The sequence below is a fragment of the Salinicoccus sp. Bachu38 genome, from assembly GCF_038561955.2.
GTDB lineage: Bacteria > Bacillota > Bacilli > Staphylococcales > Salinicoccaceae > Salinicoccus > Salinicoccus bachuensis.
On sequence record NZ_CP138333.2, the window covers coordinates 2,198,188 to 2,215,074 of the forward strand.

13 protein-coding genes are annotated in these 16,887 nt (G+C 51.6%); 3 read left to right on the forward strand and 10 right to left on the reverse strand.

The annotated features are described in order from the left end of the window. Position 1 precedes the first annotated feature (1 nt). Together glcT and RQP18_RS11215 are read right to left on the reverse strand one after the other, a co-directional pair. Positions 2–829, reverse strand: coding sequence for a glucose PTS transporter transcription antiterminator GlcT (gene glcT, locus RQP18_RS11210; RefSeq protein WP_342387766.1), 828 nt, complete (start codon positions 827–829; stop codon positions 2–4). A 111-nt stretch (positions 830–940) separates the two neighbouring features. Further along, a complete protein-coding gene (locus RQP18_RS11215) occupies positions 941–2,104 on the reverse strand; it encodes a M20 metallopeptidase family protein (RefSeq protein ID WP_342387767.1) in 1,164 nt (387 codons plus the stop codon). Positions 2,105–2,280: 176 nt separating this feature from the next. On the opposite strand from RQP18_RS11215, the gene RQP18_RS11220 reads away from it, so the two are divergent. Then, positions 2,281–2,601, forward strand: a complete 321-nt coding sequence (locus RQP18_RS11220) for a winged helix-turn-helix transcriptional regulator (RefSeq protein WP_342387768.1) — start codon at positions 2,281–2,283, stop codon at positions 2,599–2,601. A 55-nt stretch (positions 2,602–2,656) separates the two neighbouring features. Here RQP18_RS11220 and RQP18_RS11225 read toward each other — a convergent pair whose 3' ends face one another. From RQP18_RS11225 to gltB, 4 genes are all read right to left on the reverse strand, one after another. Next, positions 2,657–4,096, reverse strand: coding sequence for an SLC13 family permease (locus RQP18_RS11225; protein ID WP_342387769.1), 1,440 nt, complete (start codon positions 4,094–4,096; stop codon positions 2,657–2,659). A gap of 18 nt (positions 4,097–4,114) precedes the next feature. Beyond that, entirely contained in the window at positions 4,115–5,302 is a 1,188-nt protein-coding gene (locus RQP18_RS11230) for an MFS transporter (RefSeq protein WP_342387770.1), read from the reverse strand. Positions 5,303–5,409: 107 nt separating this feature from the next. Beyond that, a complete protein-coding gene (locus tag RQP18_RS11235) occupies positions 5,410–6,870 on the reverse strand; it encodes a glutamate synthase subunit beta (RefSeq protein ID WP_342387771.1) in 1,461 nt (486 codons plus the stop codon). Between the two features lie 16 nt (positions 6,871–6,886). Beyond that, the gene (gene gltB / locus RQP18_RS11240; RefSeq protein WP_342387772.1) at positions 6,887–11,356 is read right to left on the reverse strand and encodes a glutamate synthase large subunit; all 4,470 of its coding nucleotides are present in this window, start codon (positions 11,354–11,356) and stop codon (positions 6,887–6,889) included. Positions 11,357–11,474: 118 nt separating this feature from the next. Here gltB and RQP18_RS11245 point away from each other — a divergent pair, with 118 nt between their 5' ends. Both RQP18_RS11245 and RQP18_RS11250 read left to right on the forward strand, forming a co-directional pair. Beyond that, entirely contained in the window at positions 11,475–12,356 is an 882-nt protein-coding gene (locus tag RQP18_RS11245; RefSeq protein ID WP_342387773.1) for a LysR family transcriptional regulator, read from the forward strand. 53 nt (positions 12,357–12,409) lie between these two features. After that, positions 12,410–12,838 carry a pyridoxamine 5'-phosphate oxidase family protein gene (locus tag RQP18_RS11250; protein ID WP_342387774.1) on the forward strand — a complete coding sequence of 143 codons (429 nt, stop codon included), beginning with the start codon at positions 12,410–12,412 and terminating at the stop codon, positions 12,836–12,838. Positions 12,839–12,903: 65 nt separating this feature from the next. Here the strand turns inward: RQP18_RS11250 and RQP18_RS11255 are convergent, their stop codons facing one another. The 4 genes from RQP18_RS11255 to RQP18_RS11270 form a co-directional block, all read right to left on the reverse strand. Beyond that, positions 12,904–13,353, reverse strand: a complete 450-nt coding sequence (locus tag RQP18_RS11255) for a hypothetical protein (protein WP_342387775.1) — start codon at positions 13,351–13,353, stop codon at positions 12,904–12,906. A gap of 4 nt (positions 13,354–13,357) precedes the next feature. Continuing rightward, the gene (locus tag RQP18_RS11260) at positions 13,358–14,158 is read right to left on the reverse strand and encodes a DUF3100 domain-containing protein (RefSeq protein ID WP_342387776.1); all 801 of its coding nucleotides are present in this window, start codon (positions 14,156–14,158) and stop codon (positions 13,358–13,360) included. Positions 14,159–14,304: 146 nt separating this feature from the next. Beyond that, positions 14,305–15,363, reverse strand: a complete 1,059-nt coding sequence (locus RQP18_RS11265) for a tartrate dehydrogenase (RefSeq protein WP_342387777.1) — start codon at positions 15,361–15,363, stop codon at positions 14,305–14,307. A gap of 27 nt (positions 15,364–15,390) precedes the next feature. Further along, positions 15,391–16,821 (reverse strand): SLC13 family permease, encoded by a 1,431-nt coding sequence (locus RQP18_RS11270; RefSeq protein ID WP_342387778.1) that lies wholly within the window; start codon positions 16,819–16,821, stop codon positions 15,391–15,393. Positions 16,822–16,887 lie beyond the last annotated feature (66 nt).

The window sequence follows — 16,887 nt, forward strand, 5'->3', positions numbered from 1 at the left end:
TCTATTTAGAATAATGCTTGAAATGCTGTATGTGCATCGTAAGATAGACGACCTCCGAGTCGTACACCTTGCGCTGCAATTTGTTCTGTATCATCTTCACGATTTTTACAGATATATTATAGCACACGGGATATTCCGCTTTCAATAGTGAATCGAAAGCATCCTGCGCCGGCACACTCTCATCATTCATCACCCGCTGGACACAGAAGCTGATATGGCGCACGAAGCGGTCATACTGTATGGAGGACTGGTCGATTGTCGTATCGAGCCCCTGTTCGATGATGACGATCGCCTGATGGACGACTTCCGACAATACATTCATATCCCGGAGCGAGCGGTTGTATATGGAAGAATGTACATGGAGGGCGATGAAGCCGACTTCCGCCTCCGGGAGGTGGATGCCATATTTCCTGTTGAACATCTCCACGACCGCTTCGGCGATGCGGAACTCCTTCGGATAGAGCGCCTTCGTCTCATTGACGAACGGGTTGCTGATGTCGATGCCCTCTTCCAGCCGCTTCATGGCAAACAGCAGATGGTCCGTCAGCGACAGCAGGATTCTGTTGTTGATGTCTTCCGTCGTCATATCATCAATCAGCTCGATGGCTTCGAGCGTCGACTGGAACAGTTTTTCATCCGCCATGGTCAGGAGCGTCTGGTACCTGCTCGTATCCTGCTGGCCTTCAAGCTTGTATACCTTGTCCGCTTCTTCGATTTCGAGCGTATCGCCCTGTTTCCTGCCGAAACCGATTCCGCGCCCAATCAGCACGACTTCTTCAAATTCATCTTTCCCGATCACAACATTATTGTTCAGTGCCTTTTCAATCATTACCAAGTGAATATCCCACTTTCCTCATCTGCTACCCCAAATGTTATAGCAGCACCCACCTGGAAGCAAGAGACACGACTGAATAAAAAACCGCAATCATCGGTTTTCTTTCTAATGCGCTTTTGTAGCGAAGTTGACCAGTGCCCGGATGCCCGTTTCCATACTCTTTTCGGAGAATATGATTTCAGGACTGTGGAGTGAATATCCGCTCTTCTCCTCCTCCTTCATCCTAGTGCCGACGCGGAAGGCGGCACCGACATAATCCTGCATGTAGAATGCAAAATCCTCGGAACCCATGGATGGCTCCTTGAGCTCGTGGAATTTCACATCGTCACCACTGTTGATGAAATCATCCACGAGTTCCGGATTATTGATGACCGGCGGGCAGTAGCGGCTGAATTCGACGTGGCACCCGGCATCTGCCATCTTCATCAGGCCGCTTGTGTAGTTCTCGATCATCTCCTGTGCCAGTTCAAGCGACTTCTCGGAGAAGCTGCGAATCGTCCCGCCAAACTTGCATTCATCCGGGATGACATTATTCTTCTCTCCGGCATGGATCTGTCCGACTGTGATGACGACGGGCGTCGCCGGATTATTGAAGCGTGACGCGACCCCCTGCATGAACTGGATGATGTTCGTCGCAAGGTACACCGGATCCGCCGTCTTTTCCGGGTGGGCGGCGTGGCCGCCCTTCACCTTCAGTGTAACATCGAAACCGATGGACCCCGCCATCATTTCGTCTTCCCTGTATCCAACGAGACCTTCCTCAAGGTTCGGCCATGTATGATACATGATCATCTTGTCTATCGGCACCTCGAGACGTTTCAGCTCTTCTTTGATATATTCGGCGCCACCCAGCACTTCTTCAGCAGGCTGGAAGATGAAGACGAGGTTATATTTGAGATCATCATAAAGGTCATCGATCACCTTGGCAAAGCCGTAGATGATGCTTGTATGGATATCGTGGCCGCATGCATGCATGACCCCTTCGTTTTCCGACTTGAAATCAAGGTCCGTCTGCTCGGTGATCGGTAGTGCGTCCATATCCGCACGCACGCCGATATATTCATAGCTCGGATCCTTCTCGAGCATGCCGATCAGACCCGTCTTCTCCGACAGCTCATAAAATTCGATGCGCGTATCTTCGAGTCCATTTGCGACAAGCTTCGTCGTCTCATATTCCTCAAAACTGAGTTCCGGCGCCTGATGGAGCCTTCTCCTGAAATTGGTCACGTGCTTCATGTGCTTGCCGATTGCATCGTCTTTTGCAGTCATTGAATATCCACCTTCTTCATTTATATTTAGTCCGTCCATAAAATGGTATACATATAATGTTTAGCCGATTCAGAAGTACTTAAACGCCCCTGAATCATTTTATATCTGGGCGATGCTTTCAAACATTTGTAATATGGAGGAAAAAAGAGGTATACTGTTTCTCGAGGAGTGATGATATGGATTATTCGATCTGTCCCAAATTTGAAAACGCCATGGGTGTTCTCGGCCAGAGGTGGACAGGGCTCATCATCCATCAGCTAATGGATGGACCTAAACGTTTCTGCAACCTTGAATCGTCCATGGGCGTCAGTGGCCGTGTCCTTTCGGAGCGTTTGAAAACGCTCGAAAAAGAAAACATCGTCAAGCGTGAAGTCTACCCGGAAACCCCGGTCAGAATAGAGTATATGCTTACCGACAAAGGCAAGGCAATGGAGCCTTTCATGAATGAACTCCAGAAGTGGGCAGAGGAATGGTTCGAAGTTCCCCAGAATGCCTGATGCCTTGTGGCCTTCAACAAAAACAGCGTGTGTCCAATTGGACACACGCTGTTTTTTATGGCCATAGACCGAAAAAATTCCAGAATGTAAACGCGACAAGGATTGTGGCGAGGGCACTGATGACCGTGATGACGATGCCCGGCTTCACAAGGTCCTTCTGCCTGATGCGCCCCTCATTGTAGATGATAACGTTCGGCATCGACTGGATGGCCAGGATGAAGCCGAACAGCAGGGTGATGGATGTAACGAAAGTCATCATGACCGGATTGAGGCCCACTTCGACTGAAATCGTGATGATGATCGGCACAAGTGTGACGACGGCAGTCGAGATATTGGTGACGACCATATGATAGAGCTGCGAGATGATGATCACCGTCACCATCGCGACCCAGGGGTTCGAGAACAGCTGGATGAGGGTGTCCGTGAGCAGGGCGTCCGTCAGGACATCCAGCGCACCGGATTCGGTCAGGGCATAGCCGAGTGACAGTGACGCGCCGATCAGCAGGATGAGGTCGAAATTGATGTTGACGACCTCCTTCCATTTTACGAATCCGATCTTCGGCAGTGTAATCAGGACGACCGCAAGCATCGCCGGGATGACCGGATGGAAGCCATGCACGGACTCGAGTGTCCACAATACGACCGTGAGGATGAGCACGGCGATGCATTTCCATTCGGCCCCGGACAGTTCCCCGAATTCCTTGTAGGAGGTTTCCATCTCTTTATGTAATGACTCCGTATCCACTTCTTCCGGCGGATAGAACCACAGCAGGACGAACGGAATGACGATCGTCAGTATCACCCACAGCGGCAGGGCGTAGAGGAACCATTGGAGATAGGTGATGCTGTACTCCGTATAGGTGTTCAGCAGCTCGACTGCAAGTATGTTGCTGACGGCGCCGGTCAGTACACCGACGGCACTGAGATTGGTGGCGAAAGCGATGCCGACCATGATCAGCTTGTTGTAGTTCGATGTCTCCCCCGCGCCGATGCTGTCCACCACCCGCGTCGCCAATGGCAACAGGAGCGTGGCCCGTACACTGTTGGTCGGGATGAAGAATGCAAGGAACTGGATCAGCACGAATATTCCGATGAAGAGCCTTCTGAGCGAGGTTCCGAGCCTATAGACGAGGCCATATGAAATCCTCGGAATCAGCGTCGTCTGGCTGACCCCCTGGACAAGCATGACTCCGGCGACCACGAGGAAGACGGCCGGCGAGGAGAACCCGGAGAGCATGACATCGATGCTTACGGTCTGCAGCATGACAAGCAGGACCATGATGACCATCGACGTCATGCCGAAAGGGATCGGTTCGAAAGCCCATAGTATGAGGCCAAGCAGCAGAATCGACAGGGCACTGCCTGCCGTCCAGCTGACATCCGGAGTGAGGGCGGCATAGACCAGTGAAACGAGGAACACGGCAGCCGCTATCGACAATATGATATTCTGGCGGGTGATGACGGATTCCGTCAAAAATTTATGACCGTTTTTCACATGATCATCTCTTTTTCGTCATTGATAGTTTTTAATGGATGATGCGTTTCTGCCCTCATGCCTGCCATATACCATGTAGTATACGATGGCGCCCGCCACCACAAGCAGGACCATTGAACTGTACAGGCCGCTGTAGCCGAGGATCGGCACCAGCGTCCCAAGAATGTAGGAACCCACACCGAGGCCGAAGTCGAGGGCGATGAAATAGGTGGATGTCGCAAGCCCGACATTCTTTGCATCCGCCACCTTGATGCAGAGTGCCTGGGTGATCGACTGGAAGTTCCCGTATCCGAAGCCGAGCAGCACCCCTGACAGGAGCAGCATGAAGCCGGAAGTCGTCTGGCCGAGCACCAGATATCCGATGGCCAGCACGACAAACGCCGGATAGATGACGATGTTCGCCCCCTTCTGATCCATGAGGCGTCCCGTCACGGGCCGTGTGATCAGTATGACGATGGCATAGACGAGAAAGAAGTAGCTCGAGGCGGCGACGAGATTCTGTTCTTCTGCAAACAGGGCGATGAAGGAGAGCACCGTCGAATACGTCATGCAGATGATCAGCACCACAATGCCGATCGGCATGGCGTTCCTGTCGATCCATTCAAATTTCGGCTTCGGCTCTTTTGAGAGGTCGATCGTCGTGTTGTCGGTCCTGATGAAGATGGTGAACACGCTGGCGATCAGGACGAGTGTGAACACGATCAGAAACAGCATCTGATAGCTGATATGCTGGAGCAGGAAGAAGGCCATGAAGGGTCCGAGGGCCGTCGCCATGACGAAACTCAGGCTGAAGTAGCTGATTCCTTCCCCCCTGCGCGATCTGGGCAGGGCGAGTGCTGCAATCGTGCCGACCGCCGTCGTCGCAACTCCGTTGGCCAGTCCGTTGAAGAAGCGGACGATCAGCAGCAGCTGAAGATTGCCGGCGACAAAATACAGGCCATAGGTGACGATGAACATGGCGGTACCGATATACATGATCTTTTTGGCGCCCATCAGGCTCAGCTGATGCCCGGTCAGCACCCTGCCGATCAGCGATCCAACGATGAAGATGCCGGCGACCAGTCCGGCAGTACTGGTCGACACGCCAAACTCATCCACTGCGTAGCCACTGATTGTGACCATCAGCAGGAACATCGCAAGCATGATGAAGAAGTTGAATATGAATACAATGATAAAATCCTTCGTCCAGAGACGTTCTCTATCCATTTGACCATTCCTTAATATGTAAGACTCTTTGAATATGATTAGTCATATCATACCATAATTGCCCATCGGAGCAGAAAAAATACCGGCTCGATGAGCCGGCATTCCACTTATGAGTATATTTTATTCTGCACTGCAAATTTATGTGCTGCACGGGCCACTTCGCGCCCTTCCTTGATCGCCCATACGACGAGGCTCTGCCCACGTCTTGCATCTCCAGCAGCGAAGACCTTCCTTTTGTTCGTCTTGTAGTCGCTGTCGTCAGCTGCGATCTTGTTATTCGTCATCTGCAGCTGGAATGCTTTCGGCAATTTGCTCTCCACGCCTTCAAAACCGATGGAAAGGAGTACAAGGTCCGCCTTGAAATAGCGTTCCTGGTCTTCCATCGTGATATCATTCAAAGGCTGCTGGCTGAGCACCTGCGTATTGATTCCCTTCAGGTCACCAATGAGATCGACATCATATGCCATCGTCTGCACACCATAGGCACGCGGCTCCTGGCCGAACGCCCCCTCGTATTCAGCATGGGCATAGTCGAGCTTGAAGACCTGCTTCTGAAGCGGCCAGAACGGATTTCCATCCACCTTGTCCGGCAGACGGTCATATTTGTTCAGCTGGAAAACGGATTTGCATCCTTCCCTCAGCGACATCGCTACACAGTCGGCTCCGGTATCTCCCCCGCCGATGACGATGACATGCTTGTCCTTGGCCGTGATGGATGGTTCTTCTATCTCACCGAACTGGTGCTGCGTCTGTTCAGTCAGGTAGTCCATTGCGAACTGTATATCCTTGCTCTGTCTGCCTTCAAGTTTCAGGTCCCTCTGCTTGCGGGCACCGGTCGCAACAATGATGGCATCGTACTTTTCATCAAGTTCTTCATATGTTACATCTTTGCCGACGTTGACATCACAGATGAATTTGACACCTGCAGCCTCCATCAGTTCCACTCTGCGTTCCACTACAGCCTTATCCAGCTTCATGTTCGGAATGCCGTATCTGAGCAGGCCACCAGGTTTGATGTCCCTTTCGTAGACGTCGACATTGTGTCCCCACGAATTCAGCTCATCTGCAGCAGTCAGGCCGGCAGGCCCGCTGCCGATGATGGCAATGCGTGTATCCAGCCTGTGGTTCGGCGTCCTCGGCTCGACCCATCCCTGCTCAAAGGCTTCATCGATGATTGTGCGTTCGATGCCCTTGATTGCAACCGGATCATTGTTGATGGAGAGCACACATGAAGATTCACAGGGCGCCGGACATACATTTCCGGTGAATTCCGGAAAGTTGTTTGTTTCCGAAAGGCGTCTGTAAGCCTCCTTGAACTGCCCTTTATAGACAAGATCGTTCCATTCAGGAATGTAGTTGCCGATCGGGCAGCCGACGGTCTCCTTCCCTACACCGACACCCGTCTGGCAGAATGGCGTGCCGCATTCCATGCAGCGCGCCCCCTGCTCCTGAGCATCTTCATTACAGAAGCGATGCTGGAACGCCTCATAATTCGAAACTCTTGCTTTCAGATCTTCTTCCGACTGAGACTTTCTCTGATGTTTCATAAATCCTTTAAACTCACCCATCTCACATCGCTCCTTCCTAGAATATATTCATCTTCTCGAGTTCTTTGTCCTCGACCGTCAATTCACCATTGAACGCCTTCAGTTCGGCGTCCTTCAGGGAATGCCTGTTCTCGAGGCCGTACCTGATCTTCTGCTGCATCTTCCTGTATTCGACAGGGATGACTTTGATGACTTCAATTTCACCGGATTCGATTTTCGCAATCGCATCCTGGGCCCTGCCGCTATTCGTGAAGTACTGGTGTCCATAGAGGAGATGTTTCACCTTCTCCATTTCTTCACGGTCCTCCACCAGGCCGACTTCGATCATTTCATGGTTCATGTTGACCTGGTTTTCAATGACCGACTTCTCATTTATGATATAGGCGATACCACCGCTCATGCCTGCAGCGAAATTCTTCCCGATATCCCCGATGATGACGACACGGCCACCGGTCATATATTCCAGTCCGTGGTCTCCAATGCCTTCTACGACCACTTCCGCGCCACTGTTCCTGACGCCGAAACGCTCTCCGGCGACGCCGTTGATGAATACCTGGCCACCGATGGCGCCATACAGGCAGACATTCCCGACGATGATGTCATGACTTCTTTCCTTGATCGGCGCCTGGACGATGACACGTCCGCCGGATATGCCTTTGCCGACGTAGTCGTTCAAGTCGCCCACATGGTGCATCGTCAGACCTTGTGGAATGAAGGCACCATAGCTCTGTCCGGCATGGCCGAATGTATTGACCTTGTATGTGTCATGGTCGAGCGTCTTCATGCCCTGGACGTTTGTAATCAGACTGCCGAGCTGTGTACCGATGTTCCTGTGCCTGTTTTTGACATGATAGGCCGCTTCATGCGGTTCTCCCGCTTCCACTTTCCCTTTGAAGTCAGGCAGAAGGTTGAGGTCATCGAGAGACCATTCGAATGGATGCTTCTGCACGTCCACTTTCCTTCTGTCCCCATCGATAGGTGTCAGTATCGGCGAGAGATCGAGCTCACCGAGATGATGATTCGCCGTCTTCTCCTTGTCCACTTCCAGGTGCTCTACGGCACCGACGAGATCGTCCATGGATTTCAGTCCGAGTTCCGCCAGTATTTCACGGATATCTTCAGCAATGAAGTGCATGAAGTTGACTACATGCTCCGCCTTTCCGGTATACAGCTGGCGCAGATCGCCATTCTGTGTGGCGATGCCGACCGGACACGTATCCTTGTGGCACACACGCATCATGATACAGCCGAGTACGACAAGCGGCGCTGTCGCAAACGCGAATTCCTCGGCACCGAGTGCACATGCGATCGCAACGTCCCTGCCCGTCATGAGCTTGCCATCCGTCTCCAAAGTCACCCTGGACCTCAGACCATTGAGCTGCAGCGTCTGATGCGCTTCTGTCAGGCCGAGTTCCCAAGGCAGCCCGGCGTGCTGGATGCTTGTCAGGGGTGATGCACCTGTCCCGCCATCAAACCCGCTGATGACGATTTTGTCTGCATAGGCTTTCGCAACACCTGCCGCAATCGTTCCGACGCCGTTTTTGGCAACCAGTTTTACGGAAATATCCGCTTCCTTGTTGGCATTCTTAAGGTCATGTATCAGCTGTGCCAGGTCCTCGATGGAATAGATGTCATGGTGCGGCGGTGGTGAGATGAGTCCGACACCCGGTGTTGAGTTCCTGATTTCAGCAACCCAGGGATATACTTTCTGCCCCGGCAGCTGTCCACCTTCACCCGGTTTCGCCCCCTGTGCCACCTTTATCTGGATTTCCTTCGCACTGTTCAAATATTCGCTGTTCACGCCGAATCGGCCCGAGGCCACCTGTTTGATGGCACTGTTCAAGTTTCTGCCATCCTCTTTCGGTTCAAACCGTTCCGGATTCTCTCCACCCTCGCCACTGTTGCTGCGTCCACCGATCTGGTTCATCGCTTCGGCAAGCGTTTCGTGGGCTTCCTGCGACAGGGAACCGAAACTCATCGCACCCGTTTTGAAACGTTTGACGATTTCCTCCTTCGGTTCCACCTGGTCGATTGGAATCGGTCGGCGGGACTTGAACTTCAGCAGATGACGGATGCTGGAATGATGGCTGTCATGCATATGCTCCCTGTACTCCTCATATGCCTTCTTGTCATTCGTCCGGCATGCCGCCTGAAGCAGGCGGATGGAATTCGGGTTGATGACATGATCCTCACCCTGCTGGCGCCACTGGAATCTGCTTCCGGACTCCAGATACTCGAGTCTCCTGTCCTGCATCTTTTTATTTCTGAAATCGATATCCTCTATCGACAGCCCACCGATCTTCGATGTTGCATCCCCGAAGTACTCGCGCATGACCGACTTCCCGAGACCGACGGCTTCGAATACCTGGGCGCCATGGTAGCTCTGCACCGTTGATATGCCCATCTTCGCCATGACTTTGATGAGTCCCTCGGTCAATGCCTTGTTGTAGGTGCCGACCACCGTTTCATCCCCTTCTGACACGGAGACGAGCGTCTCCTGGGCAATATGCGGATAGACTGCATTGGCACCGAAGCCGATCAGTGTCGCCACATGATGCACTTCGCGCACTTCGGCCGTCTTCACGACGATACTCGTCAGCGTACGGCTTTCGTGGTCAATCAGTGCCTGGTGTACGGCACTTGTTGCAAGGAGTGAAGGAATGGCATACCGTTCCTCTTCCTCAAGGATGCGTGCATCCGTCAGTACGAGCACACCATGTTTTTCAGCCAGCTCTGCAGCCTGTGTCTGGATATGTGACAATGCATCCTTCAATGCACCTGTATACGTGATGTCGATTTCAGCAATCCCGAGTCGTTTCGCATCTTCACGCGCGAGCACCCGCCCGTCGATGACAGGCAGTTCCAGCTGCACACGGTCGACCGCCTTGACACCGGGGTCGAGCAGGTGCCCTTCCCTGCCGAGATATGTGATTTCACTCGTGACGATCTTCTCGCGGTAGGAATCGAGTGGCGGATTGGTGACCTGCGCAAAGTGCTGCTTGAAATAGTCGAACAGCAGCTTGGAATGACTCGACAGGAATGCGAGCGGCTGGTCGAAGCCCATCGCCCCGATCGGGTCCTTCACCTGTGAAGTCAGAGGTTTCATGTATTTCTCTATATCCTCTTTCGTATATCCGAAGCGTACGAGTACATTGTGCAATGTATCCTTGTCCACTGGATTGCGCCTGAATGGTGCCGGCTCAATTTTTTCGCTGCGCTTCTGGGACATCCATTCACTGTATGGTTTCGATGTTGCGATGCCGTGCTTCAGCTCATCGTTCTCAATGATTTTCGACTGGTCGAAATCGACAAGCAGCAGCTTGCCCGGACTGAGCTGCCCTTTATAGAGGATTTCGGACTCCTCCATGTCCACGACACCCACTTCCGAGGAGTAGATGATTTCATTGCTTTTCGTTACATAATATCGTCCCGGACGCAGACCGTTGCGGTCTGTCAGCGCACCGAGCTTATGGTTGTCACAGAAGCTGATCATCGTCGGTCCGTCCCATGGCTCCATGAGATAGCTGTAGAACTCATAGAAATCCTTGATGACCGGATTGTCGTAATCCTGATATTTCCATGGTTCGGGAATCATGATCATCGCTGCCTGTTCAGGTGGCATGGAGAGGCTCAGGAACTCCATGACATTATCGACGATGGCGGAGTCACTGCCCGATTCGTCAATGATCGCTTCGATCCTCCTGCCCTTTTCACCGAACGTGTCCACCAGCCACTGCTTCGTACGCGCCTTCATCCAGTTCGAGTTGCCTTTGATGGTATTGATCTCACCGTTGTGCATCAGAAGACGGTTTGGATGGGCCCTCGCCCAGCTTGGGAATGTATTCGTACTGAAGCGGGAGTGGACGGAACCGAATTTCGATACATAGCGCGGATCGCTGAGATCCACATAGAACTGCCTGATCTGGTCCGAACGCAGCCATCCCTTATAGACGATCGTCTCATTGGAGAAGGAAGCGACGTAATGCTCGATATCTGCCGCTTCAAGCGCCTGTTCGATCATTTTCCTCATAAAATAGAGATCGAGGGCATCACTGCAGTCGGTAATCACCTGCATGAACTGCGGCAGTGTTTCACGGACATTATCCGCCAGAGCACCTTCGTCGACCGGAAGCTCCCTGAAGGAGATTACATGCTGGCCTTCCGCTTCCACTGCCTTCTCTACAACTTCCCTGAAAGTTTCAAGAGATTCCTGACTGTTGATCAGGTACATCCCGACAGAGTATTGACCGAATTCCGGCAGAGCCTCCACTTCCTCTTTCAGAAGCGCATGCGGAATTTCAGTCATGATACCAGCACCATCACCAGTGATGCCGTCAGCGCCGACACCTCCTCGATGATCTAACCTCTCTAACATTTCAAGAGATTTGATGACAATCCCATGGGAGCGCACATTATCCATATTGGCATAGAATCCAATACCACATGCATCATGCTCATTCATGAAATGATATAAACCTTCTTGTTTGATTGGCTGATACAAACTCATATCAGGTCACCTCTTTTTCAGAATATTTTAGTAAGTATATACTACCATTAAACCTACCTATACAATCAATATATCAATGATATAATATTCATATCAGAATTAGATTGATGGTGAAAATATGGAGATCAAACAGTTGAAATACTTTATAGAAACCGCCCGACAGGAACATATGACAGAGGCTGCCCTGTCCTTGAACGTCGCCCAGTCGGCACTTTCAAGACAGATTGGACTGTTGGAGGAAGATCTGGGGGTCAAGCTTTTCAAAAGGGTCGGCCGGAACATCAAATTGACAGATGAAGGAAAAATATTTTTTGAAGATGCAGTCAATATCTTAGAATCGGTGGAAAAATCGAGGGAGAAACTGAATGAAGAAGCCATCCAGAAAAGATATACATTAAATATCCACCTCACCCGTTCGGACATGACCTCCAAGGTACTGCAGTCGCTGAATCAGTTTCTGAGACAGAATGAAGAGATTGAATTCAACATCCACACACTGGATGAATCTTCCATTGAAGACAGGCTGCTGGACGAAACACTCGATATCGTCATTTCGGCCCAAAGATCTGAAGACCCGCTCATACAGAGTGCCCTGCTGTTCGAACAGAACTATCATTATGTCTTCCGGGAAAGCAACAGGGTCCAGCTGCCGACACAGGCTTCCCTGAATGAGCTGGAGGAATTTCCGCTCATCACCTTCCAGCCCGTATTCGACATCAGCCAGATGTTCAAGAAGCGCGGCATCGAAATATACCAGGATATGACCATCATCCAGCATCTGCTGATCGAACATGGACATGTGGCGATACTCACCCGTGAAGAGGCAAAGCAGCTCACCTACAGCTATCCGAAGTTCACCGTCCACAGCCTCAACCATCTGAACATCAAGCATCCCATGTATGTCAGCATGCGCAAGGATAATCAGAAGCCCTTCGTGAAGAGATGGTATAACCAGCTGCGCCAGACCTTCAGTCCTTTATTCAACCCCTATTCGGATTAGAAGACCCAAGAATCGGGTAGAAGGGATACAGTTATCGAATAGGAGGGAATTTCATGAACAGGGAAGAATTCAAAGATACGCTGAAAGAAATTCTGGACAACAATAATATCGGTACGATGGCGACGATCCGTGACAATAAACCGATGAGCCGCTACATGTATTTCTATAATGATGGCCTCACATTGTACACCTATACGAGAAAAGATACGTACAAGATTGATGATCTGGAGGAAAACCCATACGCCCATATTCTTCTGGGATATGAGGAAAGGGAAGGCAAGGGAGAACGCTATGTGGAAATTCTCGGCAAGGCCAGCCTGCCTGAGGAAGTCACGCCTGATGTTGACGAAATGCTTGCCAAAGTCGGCAACCTCTATCAGAAATTGAAGGGCGAAGACGATCTCCAGGCGATAAAGATCGATATTGAAACGGCACGGATCATGAATGATGATGACAAGGAACCCGATACGGTTCAACTGTAGACCATTTCAAAAAGCCTGCCCCCATTGGAAGGGGCAGGCTTTTGTCATGTGCATGGGACATATTTCTAGATGATGCCCTGTATTCTTAGGACCACTTCTGCAATCAGGGCCGATCCGAGGAAAGTGCCGATGAATACCAGTATGGCTACGACAAGGGAGCGCCATCCCATATCCTTGAAATCGGTCCAGTTCCGTCCGATGGATATGCCTGCATAGGCCAGAATCGGTGTGGTGATGGCCAGCAGTTCCACCTGGCTCGTCCACTGGACGACATAATCCGACCCGGGAAACCAGGGAACGGAAACGATGATGCCGATCAGGGCGATGTATCCGACCGCAGGGATGTTGACAGGTATGTATTCCTCCATGATCATGCCGAGAAGCGCTATGGCAATAAGAACAAGGATGCCCGGCACGGCTGCCCAGGAATAGATGTCATAGCCTATCATGTTGCCGAGCAGCGTCACACCGGCGAATATCAAAAGTATCAGCGTCCAGTCTATTATCTTCTTCATCCCTCTATTCTCCTCCGGCTTCATTTTTATTCATTACGGCATAGATCTTATTTGCCAGCGGCAGCCCGATGAACATGCTGACATACAGTCCGGTTGCCAGTGAAATCAGATTGCTGGCACCCGCCAGCGCAATGATCTGCGACTCAAGATCGGGATAGGCCGCGATGAGCGTCCCGCTTCCAGCCGCCATCATGCTGCCGCTGCCCACACCGGAAGCCAGTGCAAAGGATAACGGATGTATCGGTGTCAGTGTAGCCAGCAGTCCGGCGATGAGACCGAGGAAGATTGCACCGAATACGGTACCGAAAATATACATTGTCATAACCCCTCTGCCTTCCGGCGAATTGAAGCCGTACCGGTCCATGATCAGACCTACATTCGGCTCCCTGCCGATGGAGTGGGTCATCCCCACGCTTTCCCGCTTCATTCCGAGCCATATCGCCACAGGCAAGGCCAGAAGGATGGTTCCCAGATTGCCGAGCTCCTGCAGAAGGAGTGCCGGCCCGACAGCAAGCAGCTCCTGGATCTGCGGTCCGATGACCACACCGATTTTGGCTATCAGGACGCCCACACCCATTACGATGAGCGGTTCGGCGTTCTTCGACTGCTTCTTTGAAATGACAGGTGTGAAATAAAGGCCGAATCCGATGACCAGTGCATACAGCATCGGCAGCAGCAGGATGGCCCCGGGTCCGACAGGTATCGAAATCTGACCGATCAGTTCCGTCAGCACTACAATGGCCAGTACAACGGCATGCAGGCGCCAATCCTTAAGAATCGATTTCAAATCCGCTTTTTCGCTCATGACATATCCCCTTTTCCGTCTGATATCCATGCTGTTTGCAATACCCGACATTCATTAATCTGAATATTACCATAAGTATTGTGCCACCACAATTTGCTTTCAGAAAAAAAGAATGACCAGCCCGGTCATTCTTCAAAGTTTCATCATTAATTTGCCTTCAGCCTCCGGATCAGCTCTTCCGTGACTTCCTCCGTCTTCTTGCCACCGCCGACATCCGGTGTCAGGAAGCCATCTGCTGTCACACGTTCCATCGTATCAAGAAGCAGCGTGCCCATCTCCTCCTCGCCGTGATGGTCGAGCAGCAGCCTGGCAGTCCAGATCTGCCCGATCGGATTGGCGATCCCTTTGCCGACAATGTCCGGCGCCGAACCGTGCACGGGCTCGAACATTGAAGGATGCTGCCCGTTCAGGTTGAGATTGGCTGATGGTGCGATGCCAATGCTTCCCATGATCGCCGCCCCAACATCGGTCAGGACGTCGCCGAACAGGTTGCTTGCGACGATGACATCATAGCGCTCCGGATGGGTGACGAATGTCGCGGCGAGCGCATCGATGTGCTGGGAGGATGTTTCAATATTCCCATGCTTTTCTGCAGTCTCCTTGAATACTTCATCCCAGAATGGCATGGAGTGGAAGATACCATTGGACTTCGTCGCACTGGTCACATGTTTGCGTCGGGATTTTGCCAGTTCGAATGCATGCTCCATTGCCTGTTTTGTTGCACGTCTCGAGAAGACATTGTTCTGTATGGCGATTTCGTTGTCACCCTGGTACATCCGCCCACCGACGGAACTGTATTCCCCTTCGCTGTTCTCACGGACGACCACCAGATCGAAGTCCTTCGGATTCAGCAATGGGGACCTTATGCCTTCGAACACTTTCGCAGGACGCACATTGATTTCAAGTTCGAACTCCCGTCTGATCTTGAGCAGCAGCCCCCATAGGGAAATGTGGTCCGGCACTTTTGAAATGTCGCCGACAGCCCCCAGAAAGACGCTGTCCGACTGGCCGAGCCGATCCAGTCCGTCTTCAGCCATCATGGCCCCATGCTTGAAATAGTAGTCACATCCATAGTCGAAATGCTCATATTCGAATGCCAGTCCCCCATGCAGTTCTGCAATGGTGTCCAAAACCTTCAGGGAGTGCGGGACGACTTCTGTTCCGATGCCGTCACCCGGCACTACGGCAAGTTTTATCTTTTTCATAATTCCCTCCTGTTTGTCTATGTTGGATTATGGCCAGAAACCGATCCATCTCCAATAAGTATACGCGATGACGATCATGATTGCGATGCTCGCAAGCGTCAGCCACAGGCCCGGCCATAGAAAATCCTTCTGGCTGACCCTGCCTGTACTGTGTACCACGACATTCGGCATGGTTTCCACTATCAGAAGAAATCCGAGCAGCATTGATATGGCTGAAGCGAAGACGATGACCACCGGATCCACACCGGACTGTACGGACAGGCTGATCAGCACAGGCATGAGGGTGATGACCGCCGTGGATACATTCGTGACTCCCAGATGATAGATCTGGGACACGATGATGGTGATGGGGATGGCGAGCCAGGGATTGCTGAAGATGTCCAGCACAATCTGCGGAGATACCAGTACTTCCAAAAGGTCGATCGCCCCGGATTCTATCAATGAATAGCCCAAAGAGAGCGTCGCCCCGATCAGCAGCACCATGCCGAAGTTGATGTCCAGCATCTTCTTCCAGGCCGCAAAACCTGTCACCGGTATAGCCATCAATATGACAGCAAGCAATGCACCGAATGTCGGATGATATCCGTGCCAGGACTCGGTAAACCAGATCAGTATGGTAACCACCAGTATCCCGATGCATTTCTTTTCATCAATCGACAGACTGCCCAGCGAATCATATTTGCTCTTCATTTCAATCTGCAGCTTTTCGAATGAGTATGATTCCGGCGGATAGCATTTCCATACGATGTACATCGTCGCCAGGACAAGAAGGATCCACATTGGTGCAGCATATATGAACCATTGAAGATAGGATATCGACACGCCTTCATACAACCTCAGGATTTCAACTGCCAGAATGTTCCCTATTGCCGCTGTAAGCACCACCGCTCCGCTCACATTTCCTCCGAAAGCGGCGCCGATATACATCAGCTTATTGAAGTTGGATCTTTCATCCATGCCAGTCTCCTCTATGATATTGCTCAATATCGGAAGCATCAGGGAGGCCCGGACAGCAGTTGCAGGAATGAAGAAGGCCTGCACCTGCATCAGGATGAAAAACCCGATATAGATTCCCTTGGCCGACTTCCCCATGAGTGAGAGCAGAAAATAGGTCATCCGCTTGACGAGCAGCGTCTGGTTCACCCCCACTGCCATCATCATGCCGCCGATGATGAGAAAGACGGCCGGAGACGCGAATCCGCTCAGGATTACATCCATCTCGACCGGTTTCATCACGATGAGCAGGACGATGATGATGATTGAAGTCAACTCGATCGGGATGGGCGCAAAAGCCCAAAGAACAAGACCGAACACCATGATGGCAATCGTACTCCTGGCGGGCCAGGGAACTGTTTCAGGCAAAAATGCGAGAACCGCCAGGAAGAGCAGTATGGCCGAAGCGAAAACGGCAGCCTGACCCCATCTTATACCGTTGGTATGCTTATATTTTTCCGCCATCTCATCGATCCTCCATAAGACATTTTACGATATAAAGAAATGCAGCATGGTATGCTGCATTTCCGG